General features: G+C 76.0%; 1 protein-coding gene. It reads right to left on the bottom strand.

What is annotated here, in order from left to right; all coding sequences use genetic code 11:
• Nucleotides 1–93: 93 nt before the first annotated feature.
• Nucleotides 94–22959 carry a type I polyketide synthase gene (locus ACFVVL_RS14970; protein WP_387675051.1) on the bottom strand — a complete coding sequence of 7622 codons (22866 nt, stop codon included), beginning with the start codon at nt 22957–22959 and terminating at the stop codon, nt 94–96.
• Between the last annotated feature and the right edge of the window lie 86 nt (nt 22960–23045).

Here is a 23045-nt window from a genome sequence, read left to right as displayed (position 1 = left end):
ACCTGAGGCCACCCTCTTGCAGACGTCGCGTGGAGCCGGAATCCGGCAGATTCGTTGTGGGGAACGGGAGTTGGCCGCCAACTCTCCGGGGGGTCAGGAGATGCCGAACTCCTTGCCGATGAAGTCGAACATCTCGTCGTCGGTCGCGGCGCCGAGTTCCTCGGCGACGCCGGTACCCTCGGCCGGAGCGGCGTCCGTCCACAGCGCGGCCAGCGCCCGCAGCCGCGCGGCGACCGCCGTCCGGCCTTCACCGTCCGGTGCCGCCGTCCGCAACGCCGCTTCCAGGCCGTCGAGTTCGGCGAGCAGCTCGCCGACACCGGGCGCCGCCGGCGCGGACTCGGCCCGCAGGTACTCGGCGACCTCGTTGGGCGTCGGGTAGTCGAAGATCAGCGTCGGCGGCAGCCGCAGTCCGCTGGCCGCGGCCAGGCGGTTGCGCAGTTCGACGGCCGTGAGCGAGTCGAAGCCGAGCTCGCGCAACTGCCGGTCGGGACGCACCGCCTGGGGCGAGGCGAGTCCCAGGACCGACGCCACGTGCTCGCAGACCACGTCCAGCAGCAGTTTGCGCTGGTCGGCCTCGGGCAGGCCGGTCAGCCGTGCGGACAGCGTGGCCGCCCCGCCCGGCGCCGCGCTCGCGGCCGCCCGCCGGACCGGCACCCGCACCAGGCCCCGCAACAGCGCGGGCAGCGACCCCGCCGCGGCCTGCGCCCGCAGACCCGCCGGGTCCAGGCGCACCGGCACGACGGTCGTCCCGTCCTGGCTCAGCGCCGCATCGAAGAGTGCCAGCCCTTCCTCGGTGGCGAGCGGCAGGACTCCGCCGCGGGCCATCCTGGCGCGGTCGGCCTCCGTCATCCGGCCGGTGATGTCGCTGCCTTCGGCCCACAGACCCCAGGCCATCGACACCGCCGCCAGCCCGGCCGCCCGCCGCTGCTGCGCGAGCGCGTCCAGGAAGGCGTTCGCCGCCGCGTAGTTGCCCTGCCCCGCACTGCCGAACACCCCGGCCGCCGAAGAGAACAGGACGAACGCCGACAGCTCCGCATCCCGCGTCAACTCGTCCAGATGCAAAGCCGCATCCACCTTCGGACGGAACACCCGGTCCAGCCGCTCCGACGACAACGACCCGATCAGCCCGTCGTCCGTCACCCCCGCTGCATGCACGACCCCGGTCAGCGGGTGCTCGGCCGGCACGGCCGCCAGCAGCGCCGCGAGCGCATCACGGTCCGCCACGTCGCACGCCTTGGTGATCACCTCGGCGCCCAGGGCGGCGAGTTCGGTCCCGAACTCCACCGCTCCCGGTGCCAGTTCCCCGCGACGGCTCACCAGCAGCAGATGCCGCACACCGTGCCCGACCACCAGGTGACGAGCCACCAGCCGCCCCAACGTCCCGCTCGCACCCGTCACCAGCACCGTGCCACCCTCCGCGAAGGAGACGGCAGCACCCTCACCGGCAGCCACCCGCGCCAGACGCGGCGCCAGCACCCGGCCGTCACGCACCGCACTCTGTTCCTCGCCCGCGTCGAGCAGAGCGGGCAGGACGCCCACCGACTCCGCGTCCCGGTCCAGGTCGACCAGGAGGAACCGGCCCGGGTGCTCCGACTGCGCGGACCGCACCAGGCCCCGGACGGCCGCCTGGGCCGGATCGACCTCCTTGTCGCTGTCCCGTGCGACCACCGCATTGCCGGTCAGGACCACGAGCCGGGAGTCGCTCAGCCGCTCGTCGGACACCCACTGCTGCACCAGCTCCAGCATCCGGTGGACGGTGCGGTGCACGTGCTGGGCGGGGTGGTCGCTGTCGACCCGGCCGCCCACCGCGGCCAGGACCACCGCGGGCACCTGGCCGCCGCTCTCCACCCGCCGCAGCACATCGGCCAGGTCCGGGTGGAAGTCGGCCTGCGCCCCGGTCTCCTCGACGGCGGTGCGCAGGCCGTCGTCGTCGCCGATGACGGCCCACGACTGCACCATCGGCCGCCACTCGACCGGCAGGACCGTCCAGTCGACGCGGTGGAGCGAGTCCCCGCGGGCAGCGGTCAGCTCCTCGGCGACGAGGGGGCGCAGGACCAGGGAGTCGACGGTGGCGACGGGCCGGCCGGTGGCGTCGGCGGCCAGCAGCGAGACGGCGTCCGGCCCGGCCGGGGCCAGTCGCACGCGCAGCGCGCCCGCGCCGGTCGCCGCCAGGCGCACACCGCTCCAGGAGAACGGGATCCGCCCCTGTCCGGTGTCGGGCAGCAGCCCGCCCAGGCCCACCGCGTGCAGGGCCGCGTCCAGCAGCGCCGGGTGGACACCGAACCCGTCGACCTCGGTGCCCTCCGGCAGCGCCACCTCGGCGAACACCTCCTCACCACGCCGCCACACCCCGCGCAGCCCCTGGAACACCGGGCCGTAGGACAGGCCCAGGTCGGCCAGGCGGTCGTAGCAGCCCTCGGTCGCCACGGCCTCCGCCCTGGCCGGCGGCCAGTCCGCGAGGTCGAAGGCTTCGCTCCGCCCGGGTGCGACCGCTCCGGCCGCGTGGCAGGTCCACGGCTCGGAGCCGTCGCCCGCCTCCGGGCGCCCGTACACGTTCACCGTGCGGCGGCCGGTCTCGTCGGCGGCGCTCACCGTGATCTGGACCTGCACCGCGCCCTGCTCGGGCAGCACCAACGGCGCCTGGAGCGTCAGCTCCTCCAGGAGCTCGCACCCCACCTCGTCACCGGCCCGCAGCACCAGATCCACCAACGCCGTCCCCGGCACCAGCACCGCACCCGCCACCACGTGCTCCGCCAACCAGGGCTGAGCCGCAAGCGACAACCGCCCCGTCAACAACGCACCCTCACCACCGGCCAGCGTGACCACCGCCGCCAGCAGCGGGTGGCCGGCCTCCGTCAGGCCCGCCGCCGTGACATCGCCCGTCGGGCGGCCCGACTCCAGCCAGTAGCGCTCGTGCTGGAAGGCGTAGGTGGGCAGGTCGACCCGGCGGGCGCCCCGGCCGGCGAAGACGGCCTCCCAGTCGAGGGCGGTGCCCCGCACGTGCAGCTCGGCCAGGGCGGTGGTCAGCGCCACATCCTCGGCGCGGTCGGATCGCAGGGCCGGGACGGCGAGGGCGTCCGGCAGCGTCTCCTGGACCATCGAGGTCAGACCGCCCGGTCCGATCTCCAGGAACGCCGTCGTTCCCCGGGCTGCCAGGGCCGCGACCGCGTCGGCGAAGCGCACGGTGTGGCGGACGTGGCGCACCCAGTAGTCAGGGTTGGCCAACTCCTCCGCCGTGACCGGCCGCCCGGTGAGCGTGGAGACGATCGGCAGCGAGGGCGCGCCGAAGGTGACGCGCTCCACGACCTCCCGGAAGCCCGCGAGCATCGGCTCCATCAACGGCGAGTGGAACGCGTGGGAGACCGTGAGCCGCTTCGTCCGGCGACCCTCCAGCAGTGCGACGACCTCCGCGACGGCGTCCTCGTCACCCGAAAGCACCACCGAGGACGGGCCGTTGACCGCCGCAATGCCCACGCTGTCCTCGCGACCGGCGAGCAGCGGCAGCACCTCGTCCTCCGAGGCCTGCACCGCGACCATGGCCCCACCGGACGGCAGTTCCTGCATCAACCGGCCGCGTGCCACCACCAGTTCGGCGGCGTCTTCCAGCAAGAAGACGCCCGCGACGTGCGCGGCGGCCAGCTCACCGATCGAGTGCCCGGCCAGGACGGCGGGACGGACCCCCCACGACTCCACCAGCCGGAACAACGCCACCTCCACCGCGAACAACGCCGGCTGGGTGAACTCCGTCCGGTTCAGGACCTCCGCGTCCTCGCCGAACACCACCTCCCGCAAGGGCCGTTCGAGGTGGACATCCACGGCGGCGCAGACCTCGTCGAACACCTCCGCGAACACCGGGAACGACGCGTGCAGCTCACGCCCCATCCCCAGCCGCTGACTCCCCTGCCCCGAGAACAGGAACGCCGGCCCGGCATCCGGGGAAGCGGCGCCGCGCGCCGACCCGGGGAGTTGCCGGTCCTCGGCCATCGCGGACAGGCCCCGGAGCAGTTCCTCCCGGTCACGGCCCACCACCACGGCGCGGTGCTCCATCGCGGCGCGCGAGGTGGCCAGCGAGTAGCCGAGGTCGACCGGGTCGAGTTCGGGGCGCTCGGTGACGAACGCGGCCAGGCGCCGCGCCTGCGCCCGCAGCGCGGGCTCGTCCTTGGCGAACAGCGTCCACGGCACGACGGCGGCACCGCTGGCCGGTGCGCTCTCCGGCTCCTCGTCGGCGACCGCCGCCGGGGCCTGCTCCAGTACGACGTGCGCGTTGGTGCCGCTGACACCGAACGAGGAGACGCCGGCCCGGCGCGGGCGGCCGTCCTGCGGCCAGTCGACGGCCTCCGTCAGCAGTTCCACCGCGCCCGCCGACCAGTCCACGTGCGACGAGGGCTCGTCCGCGTGCAGGGTCTTCGGCAGCACACCGTGCCGCATCGCCATCACCATCTTGATCACACCCGCGACACCCGCCGCGGCCTGGGTGTGGCCGATGTTCGACTTCACCGAACCCAGGCGGAGCGGCTTGTCCGCCGGCCGCTCCTGGCCGTAGGTGGCCAGCAGCGCCTGCGCCTCGATCGGGTCACCCAGTGTCGTACCGGTCCCGTGCGCCTCCACCACGTCCACGTCCGCCGCCGACAGCCCGGCGTTCGCCAGGGCCTGGCGGATCACCCGCTGCTGCGACGGTCCGTTCGGCGCCGTCAAGCCGTTCGACGCACCGTCCTGGTTCACCGCACTGCCGCGCACCACCGCCAGCACCCGGTGCCCGTGGCGCTCGGCGTCCGAGAGCCGCTCGACGAGCAGCATGCCCGCCCCCTCGGCCCAGCCCGTGCCGTCCGCCCCGGCGCCGAACGCCTTGCAGCGGCCGTCCGCCGACAGCCCGCGCTGGCGGCTGAACTCGATGAAGGTGTTCGGCGTCGCCATGACGGTGACGCCACCGACCAGCGCCAGCGAGCACTCGCCCGAGCGCAGCGCCTGCGCCGCCAGGTGCAGCGCGACCAGCGAGGACGAGCACGCCGTGTCCACCGTCACCGCCGGCCCCTCCAGGCCGAAGGTGTACGCCACCCGGCCGGACGCCACGCTGCCGGAGGTGCCCATCCCGAGATGGCCTTCGAGGCCGTCCGGCACCTCGGCGAGCTGCGAGGCGTAGTCGTGGTACATCACGCCGGCGAAGACACCGGTCCGCGAGCCCTTCACCGAGGTCGGATCGATCCCGGCCCGCTCGAACGCCTCCCACGACGTCTCCAGCAACAGCCGCTGCTGCGGATCCATCGCCAGCGCCTCACGCGGCGAGATCCCGAAGAACGACGGATCGAACTCCCCCGCCCCGTACAGGAAACCACCCTCACGCGTATAACTCGTCCCCGCATGCTCCGGATCCGGGTGGTAGAGCCCCTCCAGATCCCAGCCACGATCCGCCGGGAACCCACCGATCGCGTCACCACCCCCGGCCACCAGCCGCCACAACTCCTCCGGCGACGCGACACCACCGGGATACCGGCAACTCATCCCCACGATCGCGATCGGCTCGTCCGCCCCGGCCGTCGGCCGGGAGAGGCCGGCGAGCTCCCGCTCGGCCGTCGACGAGCCGACCAGCTCGGCCAGCAGGTACCGCGCGAGCGCCTCCGGCGTCGGGTGGTCGAAGACCAGCGTCGCCGGCAGCCGCACCCCGCAGGCCGCGTTCAGCGCGTTGCGCAGTTCCACGGCCGTCAGCGAGTCGAAGCCCAGGTCCCGGAACTGGCGGTCCACCGCGACGGTGGCCGCCGACTCGTGGCCCAGGACGGTGGCCGCCTGCTCGCGCACCAGGGACTGCACGAGGTCGAACTGCTCGACCTCGGAGCGGCCCGCCAGTCGCTGCGCCAGCGAGGATCCGGGCGCGGCCGTGGCGGCGCCGGCCGTCGTGCGCCGCACCGGGGTCCGCACCAGAGCGCTGAGCAGCGGCGGCAGCGACCCGGAGCGGGCCTGTGCGGCCAGGGCGGCGTACTCCAGCCGGGTGGGCACCACGACCGGCTCGGTGGTGCGCAGGGCGGCGTCGAAGAGCGCCAGGCCGTCGGCGGTCTCGATCGCGGTCATCCCCGAGCGGGAGATCCGGCGCCGGTCCGCCTCGCTCAACTCGCCGCTCAGCGTGCTGTCCTGGGCCCACAGGCCCCACGCCGTCGACACCGCAGCCAGCCCGGCCGCCCGGCGCTGCTGCGCGAGCGCGTCCAGGAAGGCGTTCGCCGCCGCGTAGTTGCCCTGCCCCGCACTGCCGAGCACCCCCGCCGCCGAGGAGAACAGGACGAACGCCGACAGCTCCGCATCCCGCGTCAGCTCGTCCAGATGCAGAGCCGCGTCCACCTTCGGACGGAACACCCGGTCGATCCGCTCCGGTGTGAGGGCGGTGACGATGCCGTCCTCCACCACTCCCGCCGCGTGGACGACCCCGGTCAGCGGGTGCTCGGCCGGGACGGCCGCCAGCAGCGCGGCGAGCGCATCACGGTCCGCCACGTCGCACGCCGTAGTGGTCACCTCGGCGCCCAGGGCGGCGAGTTCGGTCTCGAACTCCACGGCTCCCGGTGCCAGTTCCCCGCGACGGCTCACCAGCAGCAGGTGCCGCACACCGTGCCCGACCACCAGATGACGAGCCACCAACCGCCCCAACGTCCCGCTCGCACCCGTCACCAGCACCGTGCCACCCTCCGCGAAGGAAACGGCAGCACCCTCACCGGCAGCCACCCGCGCCAGACGCGGCACCAGCACCCGACCGTCACGCACCGCCACCTGCGGCTCCCCCGACGCCACCGCCACCGACACCGCCGCCCCGACGTCCCCCACCGCCGGCTCCACATCCACCAGCACCAACCGACCCGGATGCTCCGACTGCGCCGACCGCACCAGACCCCACACCGCCGCCTGACCGACCTCCACCCCAGCACCCTCGTCCGCACCCACCGCAACACCACCACGCGTCACCACCACCAACCGCGAACCACCGAACCGCTCCTCCACCACCCAGTCCCGCACCAGCTCCAGCACACCCCCCACAACCCCACGCACACCCCCGGCACCGGACCCCGACGACGCGCACACCACCGCCACCACCCCCGGCACCGCAGCACCCTCACGCCCGAGACCCGCCACACCCTCACGGACCTCCACCTCCACCGCACCGGCCGACACCACCCCCGGCACCCACTCCACCCGGAGCAGCGAACCCGCCTCGGTGGACCGGGCCGCCGCGAGCTGCTCGCCCGTCACCGACCGCAGGGCCAGCGTGCCCACCGACGCCACCGGGCGGCCTTCGCCGTCCGCGATCGCCAGCGACACGGTGTCCGCTCCGGCCCCGGAGCCGGCCGCCGGGGCCAGCCGGACCCGCAACGCCGTCGCACCCGTGGCGGACACCCGCACCCCGCTCCACGAGAACGGCAGCCGTCCCTCGTGGCCGTCGGCCAGGAATCCGCCCACCCCCATCGCGTGCAGGGCGGAGTCGAGCAGGGCCGGGTGCAGGGCGAAGCCGGCCACCGGGACGTCCTCGGGCAGGGCGACCTCGGCCAGGAGCTCCGCCCCGTGCCGCCACACGGCCCGCAGGCCCCGGAACACCGGGCCGTAGCCGAAGCCGGCCTCCGCCAGCCGCTCGTAGCAGCCGTCGATGTCCACCGCCGTCGCACCGGCGGGCGGCCAGACGGCCGCGTCGGCGGTGTCCGGCGAGGCCGCGTCCCCGGCCTGCGTGAGGACGCCGATGGCGTGGCACGTCCACGGGGCGTCCGTGGCCGCACCGTCCTCGGGGCGCGAGTGGATCTCCACCGCGCGCCGCCCGGTCCCGTCGGCCGCCGCGACGGTCACCCGTATCTGCACCGCGTTCCGGGCGGGGAGCACCAGCGGCGCGGAGAGGGTCAGTTCGTCCACCCGGTCGTACCCGGCCTCGTCACCGGCCCGGACCGCCATGTCGAGGAAGGCCGTACCGGGCAGCAGGGTCGCACCGGAGACCGCGTGGTCCGCCAGCCAGGGGTGGGTGGGGAGCGACAGCCGCCCGGTCAGCAGGACGCCGCCGTCGGGCAGGCTCACGGCCGCACCCAGCAGGGCGTGCTCGGCGGAGGCCAGGCCGACGGAGGCCACGTCCCCGGCGATCGCGGGCGCCTCCAGCCAGTAGTGCCGACGCTGGAAGGCGTAGGTGGGCAGGTCGACCCGGTGAGCGCCCGGGCCGGGGAAGACCGCGTCCCAGTCGAGGGCGACGCCCCGGGTGTGCAGCTGGGCGAGGGCGGCGGTGAAGGCCGCGGATTCGGTGCGATCGGCGCGCAGGGCGGGGACGGCGGTGGTGTCGGGCAGGGTCTCCTGCACCATCGGGGTCAGGCCGCCGGGGCCGATCTCCAGGTACGCCGTCACCCCCTGCGCCGCGAGCGTCTCGACGGCGTCGGCGAAGCGGACCGCGTGGCGGACGTGGCGCACCCAGTAGTCGGGGTCGGCCAACTCCTCCGCCGAGATCGGCCGTCCGGTCAGGGTGGAGACGACCGGCAGGGTGGCCGCGCCGAAGGTGACGCGCTCCACGACCTCCCGGAAGCCCGCGAGCATGGGCTCCATCAGCGGCGAGTGGAACGCGTGGGAGACGGTGAGCCGCTTCGTCCGGCGGCCCTCCAGGAGTGCGACGACCTCCGTGACGGCGTCCTCGTCACCCGAAAGCACCACCGAGGACGGGCCGTTGACCGCCGCAATACCCACGCTCTCTTCACGGCCGGCGAGCAGCGGTGCGACCTCGTCCTCCGCGGCCTGAACCGCGACCATGGCCCCACCGGACGGCAGCTCCTGCATCAACCGGCCGCGCGCCACCACCAGTTCGGCGGTGTCTTCCAACGACAGCACCCCGGCGACGTGCGCGGCGGCGAACTCGCCGATCGAGTGACCGGCCAGGACGGCGGGACGAACCCCCCACGACTCCACCAGCCGGAACAGCGCCACCTCGACCGCGAACAACGCCGGCTGGGTGAACTCCGTGCGCGCCAGCAGCTCCGCTTCCTCGCCGAACACCACCTCCCGCAAAGGCCGTTCGAGGTGAAAGCCCACCGCCTCGCAGACCTGGTCGAACGCCTCCGCGAACACCGGGAACGACGCGCACAGCTCACGCCCCATCCCCAGCCGCTGACTCCCCTGCCCCGAGAACAGGAACGCGAGCCGACCGGCCGCGGAACCCGCCTCACCGGTCACCAGGCCGGCGGACGGCCGCCGGTCCTCGGCCATCGCGGACAGGCCCTGGAGCAGTTCCTCCCGGTCCCGGCCCACCACCACGGCGCGGTGCGCCAGTGCGGCGCGCGAGGTCGCCAGCGACCGGCCGACCTCGACGACGCCGAGCTCCGGTCGCTCCGCGAGATGCGTGAGCAGGCGCTCCGCCTGGCCCCGCAGCGCGGCCGGGTCCTTCGCCGACAGTGGCCAGGCGACGGCGACGTCCGACGTCGGCGCCCCCTGCGGGCTCTCGTCGGTGACCGCCGCCGGGGCCTGCTCCAGCACGACGTGCGCGTTGGTGCCGCTGACACCGAACGAGGAGACGCCGGCCCGGCGCGGGCGGTCGCCCACGGACCACTCGACCGGCTCCGCCAGCAGTTCCACCGCGCCCGCCGACCAGTCCACGTGCGACGAGGGTTCGTCCACGTGCAGGGTGCGCGGCAGCACACCGTGCCGCATCGCCATCACCATCTTGATCACACCCGCGACACCCGCCGCCGCCTGGGTGTGACCGATGTTCGACTTCAACGAGCCCAGCCACAGCGGCCGTTCACGGTCCTGCCCGTAGGTGGCCAGCAGCGCCTGCGCCTCGATCGGGTCACCCAGCGTCGTACCGGTCCCGTGCGCCTCCACCACGTCCACGTCCGCCGCCGACAGCCCGGCGTTCGCCAGGGCCTGGCGGATCACCCGCTGCTGCGACGGCCCGTTCGGCGCCGTCAAGCCGTTCGACGCACCGTCCTGGTTCACCGCCGAGCCGCGCACCACCGCCAGCACCCGGTGCCCGTGGCGCTCGGCGTCCGAGAGGCGCTCGACGAGCAGCATGCCCGCCCCCTCGGCCCAACCCGTGCCGTCCGCCCCGGCACCGAACGCCTTGCAGCGGCCGTCCGCCGACAGCCCGCGCTGACGGCTGAACTCCACGAAGATGCTCGGCGTCGCCATCACGGTGACGCCACCGACCAGCGCCAGCGAGCACTCGCCCGAGCGCAGCGCCTGCGCCGCCAGGTGCAGCGCGACCAGCGAGGACGAGCACGCCGTGTCCACCGTCACCGCCGGCCCCTCCAGGCCGAAGGTGTACGCCACCCGACCCGAGGCGATGCTGCCCGCACTGCCGTTGACCAGGTACCCCTCGAAGCCCTCGGGCGCGACGGGCAGGCGGGAGCCGTAGTCGTGGTACATCACGCCGGCGAAGACGCCGGTCCGCGAGCCCTTCACCGAGGTCGGATCGATCCCGGCCCGCTCGAACGCCTCCCACGACGTCTCCAGCAACAGCCGCTGCTGCGGATCCATCGCCAGCGCCTCACGCGGCGAGATCCCGAAGAACGACGGATCGAACTCCCCCGCCCCGTACAGGAAACCACCCTCACGCGTGTAACTCGTCCCCGCATGCTCCGGATCCGGGTGGTAGAGCCCCTCCAGATCCCAACCACGATCCGCCGGGAACCCACCGATCGCGTCACCACCCCCGGCCACCAGCCGCCACAACTCCTCCGGCGACGCAACGCCACCGGGATACCGGCAACTCATCCCCACGATCGCGATCGGCTCGTCCGCCCCGGCCTGCTGCGGGAGCCCGGAGGACGCCCTCAGCGGTGCCGGCGCGCTCTCCTCGGCCGCGCCCGCCGACGAGCCCATCAGCTCGGCCAGCAGGTGGCGGGCGAGCGCCTCCGGCGTCGGGTGGTCGAAGACCAGCGTCGCCGGCAGCCGCACCCCGCAGGCCGCGTTCAGCGCGTTGCGCAGCTCCACCGCCGTCAGCGAGTCGAATCCCAGGTCCTTGAAGGCCCGTTCGGGATCGACCTGCTCCGGGGAGGCGTGGCCGAGCGCGGTCGCGATCTGGAGGCGGACCAGGTCCAGCAGGACACGCACCCGCTCGGCCTCGGCCAGCGGGGCCAGGCGGCCGGCGAGGGTGCCGGAGTCGCCCGCGGCCGGGGCGTCGGCGGCCCGGGTCCGCCGGGGGGCCGGCCTGACCAGCCCGCGCAGCAGGGCCGGGACCTCGCCGTCGGCGGCCCGGCCGCGGAGTCCGGCGGCGTCCAGGCGCACCGGGTAGAGCACCTCGGCGTCGCTCGCGCACGCGGCGTCGAACAGGGCGAGGGCCTCGGCGGAGTCCATCGCGGCCAGGCCCATCCGCCGGATCCGGGCGAGGTCGGCGGTGGCGAGCTTGCCGGTCATGCCGCTGCCCTCGGCCCACAGGCCCCAGGCCAGCGAGACCGCCGGCAGCCCGGCCGCCCGGCGGCGCTGCGCGAGGGCGTCCAGGAAGGCGTTCGCCGCCGCGTAGTTGCCCTGCCCGGCGCCGCCGAGCGTGGCGGAGACGGAGGAGAACAGCACGAACGCGGACAGGTCCGTGCCCCGGGTGAGCTCATGGAGGTTGAGCGCCGCGTCCACCTTGGGGCGCAGCACCCGGTCCACCCGCTCGGGTGTGAGCGCGGAGACGGTGCCGTCGTCGACCACGCCGGCCGCGTGCAACACGGCCGTGAGCGGGCGCTCGGCGGGGATCGTCGCGAGCAGTGCGGCGAGCGCGTCGCGGTCGGCGACGTCGCAGGCGGCGGTGACGGGTTCGGCGCCCAGGGCGGTGAGTTCGGCCTCGAACTGCGCCGCTCCCTCGGCCGCGAGTCCTCGGCGTCCCACCAGCAGGAGGTGGCGCACGCCGTGCTCGGTGACCAGGTGGCGTGCCACCAGCCGGCCGAGCGTGCCGGTCGCGCCGGTGATCAGTGTGGTGCCCCCGGTCGGGAGGGTCCGGCCGGCGTCGGGCCCGGGGTCCGCGCTCCTCGCCAGGCGGGGCAGCAGGACGCGCCCGTCCCGGACGGCGAGCTGCGGCTCGCCGCCGGCCAGGGCGGCGGGCAGGACGGCGGCGGCGTCGGTGTCGCCGTCCAGGTCGACCAGCACGAACCGGTCCGGGTGCTCCGACTGGGTCGAGCGCAGCAGGCCCCAGACGGCGGCCTGGGCCGGGTCGACCGTCCCGGTCGCACCGTCGGGCGCGGTGGCGTGCCGGGTCACCAGCACCAGGCGCGAGGCGGTGAAGCGGTCGTCGGCCAGCCAGTCCTGGACCAGCCGCAGTGCGCGGTGGCTCGCGGCGCGGACGGCGTCGGCGAGGGCGGCCGGGTCGTCCGGCCCGGCGTCCACGGGCACCGCGGCCGTGACCGCCGTGTAGGCCGGCAGCGGAGCGTCGGCGAGCGCGGACAGCTCCGAGCCGTCGGCGGCGGCCTCCAGGGTCAGCACGGCCGACGCTGGCAGTGCCTCGCCCTGCGGCGCGTCCACCCAGTCGAGCCGGAACAGCGCGTCCCGCTCGGACCTGGCCGCCTCCCGCAGTTGCTCGGCCGCGACCGGGCGCAGCACCAGGGTTCCGACCGACGCGACCGGCAGTCCCGCGCCGTCGGCGACGAGCACCGACACGGTGTCCGGCCCGGCCGGGCTCAGCTTGACGCGGACGACGGCGGCGCCGCCGGCCCGCAGGTCCACCTCGCCCCAGGAGAAGGGCAGCAGGCCCTGTCCGGTCTCGGCGCCGGAGAGCAGGCCGAGCCAGGAGGCGTGCAGCGCGGAGTCGAGCAGCGCGGGGTGCAGGGCGTAGGCGCCCGCCTGGGCGGCGGCGGCCGTGGGCAGGGCGGCCTCGGCGAACAGGTCCTCGCCCCGGCGCCAGGCCGCGCGCAGGCCGCGGAACACCGGGCCGTAGCCGAAGCCCAGCTCGTCCAGCCGGTCGTAGAGGTCGGCGGTGTCCACCGGGGTGGCGCCGGGGGGCGGCCAGGCGCTCAGGTCGAACGGCTCGGCGGCTGCGGGCCCGCTCGCGAGCGTCCCGCCGGCGTGGCGGGTCCACTCCTGCTCGTCGAGCCGGTCCTCCGGCCGGGAGTGCAGGGCGAGCGTGCGACGTCCGGCGGGGTCCTCGGGGCCGACCGTGAGCCGCAGTTGGACGCCGCCGTGGTCGGGCAGCACCAGCGGGGCCTCCAGGGTGAACTCCTCGACCCGGTCGTGGCCCACCTGCTGGGCCGCGCGGACGGCCAGTTCGACGAAGGCCGTGCCGGGGACCAGGACCACGTCGGACACCGCGTGGTCGGCGAGCCAGGGGTGTGTGGTCTGCGAGAGCCGCCCGGTCAGCACCGTGGTGCCGTCCGGCAGTCCCACGACCGCTCCCAGCATGGGGTGTTCGGCGTCGGCGAGGCCGATCGCGGCCGCGTCGGCGGCCACCGGCATCCGGAGCCAGTAGTGCTGGCGTTGGAAGGCGTAGGTGGGCAGGTCGATCCGGCGGGCGCCCCGGCCGGCGAGGACTGCGTCCCAGTCGGGCGCGATGCCGTGGGTGTGCAGGTGGGCCAGCGCGGTGGTGAGGGACTCGGCCTCGGCATGGTCCCGTCGCAGGGCGGGGACGGCGACGGCGTCCGCCAGGGTCTCCTGGACCATCGGGGTCAGGCCGCCGGGGCCGACCTCCAGGAACGCAGTCACGCCCTCGCCCGCGAGCGTGTCGACGGCGTCGGCGAAGCGGACGGCGTGGCGGACGTGGCGCACCCAGTAGTCGGGGGCAGCCAACTCCTCCGCCGAGACCGGCCGTCCGGTGAGGGTGGAGACGATCGGCAGGGTGGGCGCGGCGAAGGTGACGCGCTCCACGACCTCCCGGAAGCCCGCGAGCATCGGCTCCATCAACGGCGAGTGGAACGCGTGCGAGACCGTGAGCCGCTTCGTCCGGCGGCCCTCCAGCAGTGCGACGACCTCCGCGACGGCGTCCTCGTCGCCCGAAAGCACCACCGAGGACGGCCCGTTGACCGCCGCGATACCCACGCGGTCCTCGCGACCGGCGAGCAGCGGCACGACCTCGTCCTCCGGGGCCTGCACCGCCACCATCGCCCCGCCCGACGGCAGCTCCTGCATCAACCGGCCACGGGCCACCACCAGTTCGGCGGCGTCGGCCAGCGAGAAGACGCCCGCGACGTGCGCGGCGGCCAGCTCGCCGATCGAGTGCCCGGCCAGGAAGTCCGCCCGCACCCCCCACGACTCCACCAGCCGGAACAACGCCACCTCGATGGCGAACAACGCGGGCTGGGTGAACTCGGTGCGCGCCAGCAGCTCCGCGTCCTCGCCGAACACCACCTCCCGCAAAGGCCGTTCGAGGTGGACGTCCACGGCGGCGCAGACCTCGTCGAACGCCGCCGCGAACACCGGGAACGACGCATGCAGCTCACGCCCCATCCCCAGCCGCTGGCTCCCCTGCCCCGAGAAGAGCAGGGCCACCCGGGCGCCGTCCGGCCCGACCGCGCCGCGCACCAGGTGCGGGGCCGCCCCGTCCTGCGCCAGCGCGGCCAGTCCGGCCCGCAGGTCCTCCCGGTCCCGGCCCACGATCACCGCCCGCCGCTCCAGCGCGGCCCTGCCGGTGGCGAGCGAGAACGCCAGGTCGGCGAGGTCCAGGTCGGGGTGCTCGTCGAGGTGGGCGGCGAGCCGCCGGGCCTGCGACGCGAGGGCGCCGGCGTCCTTGCCCGACACCACCCACGGCAGCGGCAGGTCAACCCCGCTTCCGGGCTCCCCCTCGGCCGCCCCCGGAGCCGGGACCGCCTCCAGGATGACGTGGGCGTTGGTGCCGCTGACGCCGAAGGCCGACACGCCGGCCCGGCGCGGGCGGTCGTCCTGCGGCCAGTCGACGGCCTCCGTCAGCAGTTCCACCGCGCCCGCCGACCAGTCCACGTGCGGGGTCGGCTCGTCCACGTGCAGGGTCTTCGGCAGCAGGCCGTGTTCCATGGCCAGCACCATCTTGATCACACCCGCCACTCCGGCCGCCGCCTGGGTGTGGCCGATGTTGGACTTCAACGAGCCCAGCCACAGCGGCCGTTCGCGGTCCTTGCCGTAGGTGGCCAGCAGCGCCTGCGCCTCGATCGGGTCACCCAGCGTGGTGCCGGTGCCGTGCGCCTCCACCACGTCGACGTCCGCGGCCGACAGCTCCGCGTTCGCCAGCGCCTGGCGGATCACCCGCTGCTGCGACGGCCCGTTCGGCGCCGTCAGGCCGTTGGACGCGCCGTCCTGGTTGATCGCGCTGCCGCGCACCACGGCCAGCACCGGGTGCCCGTGGCGGCGCGCGTCGGAGAGCCGCTCCAGCAGCAGCATGCCGACGCCCTCGCCCCAGCCCGTGCCGTCCGCCGACGCGGCGAAGGCCTTGCAGCGGCCGTCGGCGGCCAGGCCGCGCTGGCGGCTGAACTCGACGAAGACGCCGGGGTCGGCCATCACGGTCACCCCGCCGGCCAGCGCGAGCGTGCACTCGCCCTGCCGCAGCGCCTGCACCGCCAGGTGCAGGGCGACCAGCGAGGACGAGCACGCCGTGTCCACCGTCACCGCCGGCCCCTCCAGGCCGAAGACGTAGGCCAGGCGGCCGGAGACGACGCTGGCGGCGCGTCCGGTGAGCAGGTAGCCCTCGACGCCCTCGGGTGCCCGGCCCGGGCCGGAGGCGTAGTCCTGGCCGTTGGAGCCGACGAAGACGGCGGACGCGGTCCCCTTGAGCGTGGCCGGGTCGATACCGGCCCGCTCGAACGCCTCCCAGGAGGTCTCCAGCAGCAGGCGCTGCTGCGGGTCCATGGCCAGCGCCTCGCGCGGCGAGATCCCGAAGAAAGCGGCGTCGAACTCGGCGGCGTCGTGCAGGAACCCGCCCTCGCGGGAGTAGGTGGTCCCGAGGTGTTCGGGGTCGGGGTGGTAGAGGGTGTCGAGGTCCCAGCCGCGGTCCTCGGGGAAGCCGGTCAGCGCGTCGGCGCCGTCGGCCAGCAGCTGCCACAGCTGCTCGGGCGAGTGGACCCCGCCGGGGAAGCGGCAGCTCATCGAGACGATGGCGATCGGCTCGCCGTCCGCGCCCGGACCCGCCGGGTTCACCGGGTGCGACGCCTCGCCCTGCTCCTCCCGCTGCCCGCCGGCCTCGGCGTGCAGGTAGCCCGCCAGGGCCGTGGGGGTGGGGTGGTCGAACACGACGGTGGTGGGCAGCCGCAGGCCGGTCGCCGCGGAGAGCCGGTTGCGCAGTTCGACGGCGGTCAGCGAGTCGAAGCCGACCTCGCGGAAGGCGCGCCCGGGCTGGACGGCGGACGGTCCCGCGTGGCCGAGCACCGTGGCGGCCTGCGCCCGGACCAGTTCGAGGACCGTGCGGGCCGCTTCGGTCGCGGACAGCCCGGCCAGCCGCTGGGCGAGCGCCGGTCGGCCGCCGGCGCCGCCCTGCGCCCCGGCGGCGGCCGTGGCCGCTCCGCCGTCCAGCAGCCGGCGCGCCTCGGGCAGGTCGTTCAGCAGGGGGTAGCGGCCGGTGACGGCGAAGGCCGCCACGAAGCGGTCCCACGCGATGTCGGCCACGGTGACCGCGGTGTCGTCGTGTTCCATGGCCCGGCGCAGCGCCTCGACGCCGAGGTCGGCGGGCATCGGGACGATGCCGCGGCGGCTGAGGTGCTGTTCGACGGCGTCGGCCATCATGCCGCCGGAGCCCCAGGAGCCCCAGGAGACGGCGGTGGCGGGCAGACCCTCGGCGCGGCGCCGGTGGGCGAGCGCGTCCAGGAAGGCGTTGGCCGCGGCGTAGCCGCCCTGGCCGGCGTTGCCGACGACACCGGCCACCGAGGAGAACAGGACGAAGAAGTCCAGCTCGCGGTCGGCGGTGAGCTCGTGCAGGTTGAGGGCGGCGTCCACCTTGGGGCGCAGGACCCGCTCCAGGCGTTCGACGGTCAGCGCGTCGAGCACGCCGTCGTCCAGGACACCGGCGGCGTGCACGATGCCGGTGAGCGGCGGTTCCCCGGCCAGCGAGTCGAGCAGCGTGCGCAATTGGTCCCGGTCGGCCACGTCGCAGGCGGCGACGGTGGTGCGGGCGCCGATGGCCTCCAGCTCGGCGCGCAGTTCGGCGGCGCCCGGCGCGTCCTGGCCGGCGCGGCTGGTCAGGACCAGGTGCTCGGCGCCGTCGTGCGCCAGCCGGCGGGCGACGTGGGCGCCCAGGGTGCCGGTGCCGCCGGTGACCAGGACGGTGCCGCGCGGTCGCAGTCCGGCCCGGGCGGGGACTGCGCTCGCGGCGGCCCTGACCAGCCGCCGGCCGAGCGCCACGCCGTCGCGGACCGCCAGTTCGTCCTCGCCGCGCGAGCCGCCCAGGGCGCCGGCCAGCAGGGCGAGGGAGCGCTCGTCCGGCTCCTCGGGCAGGTCGATCAGGCCGCCCCAGCGCTGCGGGTACTCGGCGCCCACCACGCGTCCCAGCCCCCAGAGCTGGGCCTGCGCCGGGCTGCGCGGCGGGTCCTGGGGACCGGTGGCGACCGCGCCGGAGGTGAGGCACCACAGCGGGGCGCCGAGGTCCGCGTCGCCGAGCGCCTGGACGAGGGCGACGGTCGCGGCGAGGCCGGCCGTCACCCGGTGGTCCGGCAGCTCCTGCTCCGCGTCCGCCAGCAGGGACAGCACTCCGGTGAGGCCGCCGGTGTCCAGCCCGGCCAGCCGGGCCGCCAGCCGCCCGCGGTCCTCGCCGGGCTCGACGGTGAACAGCTCGGTGCGCGCGCCGTGCTCGGCGAGCGCGCGGCGGATCGCGGTGAGCCGGGGCGGCTCCCCGTCGGCCGCGGCGGCGGCGGCGACCGGGGCGGGGGCGACGACCAGCCAGGTCCCGGTCAGCGCCGCCGGGGTGCGCGGCAGGGGCCGCCAGTCGATCCGGTAGCGCCAGCCGTCGACCGTGGCGGTCTCGTCGGCCTGCCGTCGCCAGGCGGCCAGACCGCCGAGCACCTCGGCGAGCGCGGCGTCGGCGTCCAGGGCCAGGGTGTCGGCCAGCGTCCGGAGGTCCTCGTTCTCGACGGCCTCCCAGAACCGCGTCTCGGCCGCGTCGCGGACCGCCGGGGCCGCGGCGGCGGGCGCGTCCGGGTCCAGCCACAGGCGGCGGCGCTGGAAGGGGTAGGTCGGCAGGGCGAGGGTGCGGGTGGCGCGGCCGGGGAAGACCGCCGGCCAGTCGACGTCCACGCCCCGGACGTGGGCCTCGCCGAGCGCCCGCAGGAAGCGGTCGGGGCCGCCCTGTCCCCGGTTGAGCGAGCCCACCACCTCGGCGGGCGCCCCGGCGGCCTCCGCGCTCTCCTGGACGCCGAGGGCGAGCACCGGGTGCGGGCTGGCCTCGACGAAGACCTGGTGGCCGTCGGCCAGCAGCCGCCGGGTGGCCGACTCGAACTGCACGGTGCCGCGCAGGTTGCGGTACCAGTAGGCGGCGTCGAGCTCCGCGCCCCGGACCACCTCGCCGGTGACCGTGGAGTAGAACGGCACCTGTGGGGCGTGCGGGGTGATGCCCGCCAGCGCCCCGGCGAGCTCCTCCTCGATGGCCTCGACGTGGGCGCAGTGCGAGGCGTAGTCCACCGGCACCCGCCGGGCCCGCACGCCGTCCAGCTCGCAGGAGACCATCAGTTCGTCCAGCGCGTCCGCGTCGCCGGAGACCACCACCGAGCGGGGGCCGTTCACGGCCGCGACGCCGATCCTGCCGTCCCAGCGGGCCAGCCGTGCGGTGACCTCCGCCGGCGGCTGCGGCAGGGCCACCATGCCGCCGAGCCCGGCGAGCCGGGCCAGCAGCCGGCTGCGCAGCGCGACGACGCGGGCCGCGTCGTCGAGGTCGAGGGCGCCCGCCACGCAGGCCGCGGCGATCTCGCCCTGGGAGTGGCCGACCACGGCCGAGGGCCGGACGCCGGAGGCGGTCCACAGCTCCGCCAGCGACACCATGACGGCCCACAGCGCGGGCTGCACGACGGCGGCGGCCTCCAGCGCCGGTGCGCCGGGGGCGCCGCGCAGCACGTCCTCCAGCGACCAGTCGACGTAGGGGGCGAGCGCGGCGCCGCAGGCGCGCATCCGCTCGCGGAAGACCGCCGAGCCGTCCAGCAGGTCGACCGCCATGCCGGCCCACTGCGAGCCCTGGCCGGGGAAGACGAAGACCACCCGCCGGCCCTCGGCGGCCTGGCCCTGGGCGGTGTTGGGGGCGGTGCCGCCGGCGGCCAGCGCCCGCAGCCCGTCGGTCAGTTCCGCGTGGTCCGCGCCGACCACCACGGCCCGGTGCTCGAAGGCGGTGCGGGTGCGGACCAGGGCGTGGCCGAGGTCGGCGGGGTGCAGTCCGGGGTGGGCCTCGGCGTGCGCGAGCAGCGCGCGGGCCTGGGCGGCGAGGGCCTCGGGGGTGCGGGCGGAGAGCAGCCACGGCACGGGCTGCGCCGCGCCCTGCGGGACGGCGTCGGCGGCGGGCTCGGCGGGGGTGGCCTCGGCGGCCTCGTCCCGGTCGGTGGCGGGCGCCTGTTCGAGGATGGCGTGGGCGTTGGTGCCGCTGATGCCGAAGGAGGAGACGCCGGCCCGGCGCGGGCGGTCGCCGTCGGACCAGTCGACCGGCTCGGCCAGCAGCCGCACCGCGCCCGCCGTCCAGTCCACCCGGGTCGAGGGCTCGGCCGCGTGCAGGGTCCTCGGCAGGGTCCGGTGCTGGAGCGCGAGGACCATCTTGATGACGCCCGCGATGCCGGCCGCGGCCTGGGTGTGGCCGATGTTCGACTTCAGCGAGCCCAGCCACAGGGGGAGTTCACGGTCCTGCCCGTAGGTCGCCAGCAGGGCCTGCGCCTCGATCGGGTCGCCGAGGCGGGTGCCGGTGCCGTGCGCCTCCACCGCGTCGACGTCGGCCGGGGCGAGCCCCGCGACGGCCAGGGCCTGGCGGATCACCCGCTGCTGCGCGGTGCCGCTGGGGGCGGTCAGTCCGTTGCTGGCGCCGTCCTGGTTGATCGCGGTGCCGCGCACCAGGGCCAGCACGGGGTGGCCGTGGCGCCGGGCGTCGGACAGCCGCTCCAGCAGGAGCATGCCGGTGCCCTCGGCGAGGCCGAAGCCGTCCGCCCGGTCCGAGAAGGCCTTGCAGCGGCCGTCGGGCGCCAGGGCCCGCTGGCGGCTGAACTCCAGGAACATGCCCACCGTGGGGATGACGGTGGCGCCGCCGGCGAGCGCCAGCGAGCACTCGCCCGAGCGCAGCGCCTGCACGGCCAGGTGCAGGGCCACCAGGGAGGAGGAGCAGGCCGTGTCGACCGTCACCGCCGGCCCCTCCAGGCCGAAGGAGTAGGCGATCCGCCCGGAGGCGACGCTGGCGGTGCTGCCGGTCAGCAGGTACCCGCCGAGTTCCTCGTCGCCCTGGTGCAGGCGCGGGCCGTAGTCCGGGGTCATGGCGCCGACGAAGGTGCCGGTGCGGCTGCCGCGCAGGCTCCGCGGGACGATGCCGGCCCGCTCGAAGGCCTCCCAGGCGGTCTCCAGCAGCAGGCGCTGCTGCGGGTCCATGGCCAGCGCCTCGCGCGGCGAGATCCCGAAGAACTCGGGGTCGAAGTCGGCGGCGTCGTGCAGGAACCCGCCCTCGCGCTGGTAGTAGCGCCCGGCGAGGCCGGGCTCGGCGTCGTAGAGCCCGTCGACGTCCCAGCCGCGGTCGCGCGGGAGGGCCGAGAGGGTGTCCTCGCCCGCGCTCAGCACCCGCCACAGCTCCTCGGGGGTGCTGATCCCGCCGGGCAGGCGGCAGCTCATCGCGACGATCGCGATCGGCTCGTCCCAGGCGGCCGCCGTCTCGTCCTCGGCCGCCCGCTCGCCGGCGCCGAGCGCCTCGGTCAGCAGACGGCGCACCAGGGAGGCGGGCGTGGGGTGTTCGAAGACCACGGTGTGCGGCAGGGCGAGTCCGGTGGCCTCGCCCAGCCGGTTGCGCAGTTCGACGGCGCCGACCGAGTCGAGGCCGAGGTCGCGGAAGGAGCGCTCGGCGGTGATCGCGCCGGGGCCGGCGGAGCCGAGCAGGGTGGCGACGACGGCCTGCACCAGTTCTCCGGTGACCCGCTCGTGCTCGCTCGCGGGCAGGGCGAGCAGCCGCTCGCGCAGGCCCGTGCGGCCGGCCGGGCGGGCCCGCTCGTCGCCCGGACGGCGGAAGGCGTAGGTGGGCAGCGGCACGGGGCGCGGGGCCGGGGCGCCGGCGGCGGCGACCGCGGCGGGCCAGTCGACCTCGGCGCCCCGGACGTGGGCCTCGGCGAGCGCGGTGTGCAGCCGGCGCAGCCCACCCTGCTCGCGGCGCAGCGAGCCGAGCACGGCGGCCTCGCGGCCCTCGGCGGCGGCGCTGTCCTGGACGGCGGCGGTCAGCGAGGGGTGCGGGCCGACCTCGATCAGCAGGTCGTGGCCGTCGGCGACCAGTGCGCGGGTGGTCCGCTCGAACTGCACGGGCCGGCGCAGCAGCGCGTACCAGTGGTCGGCGTCCGCCTCGCTGCCGTCGATGCGGGCGCCGTCCAGCGAGGAGTAGAGGGGGGTGTGGGCGGTGCGCGGGCGCAGGCCGGCCAGCCCGTCCAGCACCTGGGCGCGGATCTCCTCGATCTGGGGCGAGTGCGCGGCCACGTCGACGGCCACCCGGCGGGCGCGCACGCCCTCGGCGTTCAGCTCGGCGAGCAGGTCGAGGGCGGCGTCGGCGTCGCCGGAGACCACCACGGAGGCGGGCCCGTTGTACGCGCTGATCACCAGTCGGCCGTCCCGGCGGGCCAGGCGGGCGGCGACCTCCCCGGCGGGCAGCGGGATGACGACCATCGCGCCGCGGCCGGCCAGCGTCGCCTCCCAGCGGCTCCAGACGGTCACCACCCGGGCCGCGTCGGCCAGCGTGAGCGCGCCCGCGAGGTGGGCCGCGGCGATCTCGCCGAGGCTGTGGCCCGCCACGGCCCGCGGCCGCACGCCGAACGCGCGCCAGGTGTCGGCGAGGGCGACCTGGAAGACGAACAGGGCGGGCTGGATGACCTCCACGCCCTCCAGCGGCCGGGCGCCGGGGGCGTCGCGCAGCACGTCCAGCACGTCGAAGTCCAGGTGCGGGGCGAGGGCGGCCCGGCAGGCCTCGGCGGACTCGCGGAACGCGGCGCAGGTGTCGAGGAGTTCGGCGCCCATGCCGGCCCACTGAGCGCCCTGGCCGGGCAGCAGGAGGGCGGCGCGGGCCGGGCCGGCGGTGCCGCGCACCAGGTTGGCGGCGAGGTCGCCGCGGGCCGCGGCGGCGAGCCCGGCGAGCAGGTCCTCGCGGGTGTCGCCGAGGACGACGGCGCGTTCGGCGAACCGGTGGCGGGTGGTGGCCAGGGCGTGGCCCACGTCGGCGGGCCGCAGCGCGGGACGGCCGGTCAGGTCCGCGTGGAGGCGCTGCGCCTGGGTGGCGAGCGCCTCGGGGTCGGGCGCGGAGACGACCCAGGCCACCGGGTGCGGCGCGGCTGCGGTGGCCGGTTCGTCGTCGGGGCCGGCCGCCGTCGCGGGGCCGGGTGCCGGCAGGAGGTCCTCGCCGTCGAGCACGGCGTGGATCCGGTCGCCGTCGGCGAGCGCGCGGGCGAGCGGCTTGAGCAGGACGGCGCCGTGGCCGTCCTGCTCCGCCGGCCCGTCGGGGCCGGGGAGCAGCGGGTCCGGTCCGGCGACGAGCGCGAGCTCGTGCGCGCCGCTGCACAGGCTCGCGCGGGCGGCGTGCAGGGCCTCCCGCACGGACCGGGTGACGGCGACGCCCGCGCCGCCGCCGGCCAGCCTCAGTGCGGCGCCGACCAGGGCGGCGAAGGCGTCCTCGCCGCCGTCGTCGTCCGGCCCCTGCGGCAGGGCGAGGAAGACACCGGTGCCCGAGCCCGCCGGCGCCGAGGGTACGACGCCGGCGTCCTCCAGGGCCTCCCAGAGCGGTTCCAGCAGCACGGCCCGGTCCGGGCCCGCCACCGCGGACCCGGCGGACGGGAGCCCGAAGAACTCCGCGTCGATCCCGTCGGAGGGCCGTGCCGGGCGGCGGGCCGCGCCGATGACGGCGACCGCTTCCCCGGTCATCATGTCGAACGCGGGTTTAACCGAATCGAACTCGCTCATTACCATGCTCCATCGACCTGATGAATGACAGCCAGAACCGTGCATTTTCCGCGCGGACGCAGCGCCGCGTCCGCGCGGAAATCCGC

It is taken from the genome of Kitasatospora sp. NPDC058115 (genome assembly GCF_042884635.1).
GTDB lineage: Bacteria > Actinomycetota > Actinomycetes > Streptomycetales > Streptomycetaceae > Kitasatospora.
The sequence above is the reverse complement of the archived record's forward strand: the minus strand, read 5'-3'. Positions and strand labels throughout refer to the sequence as shown.

What these genes read in the sequence shown, in the direction of transcription:
- ACFVVL_RS14970 (WP_387675051.1), bottom strand. Translation starts at nt 22,959, where the DNA reads ATGAGCGAGTTCGATTCGGTTAAACCCGCGTTCGACATGATGACCGGG.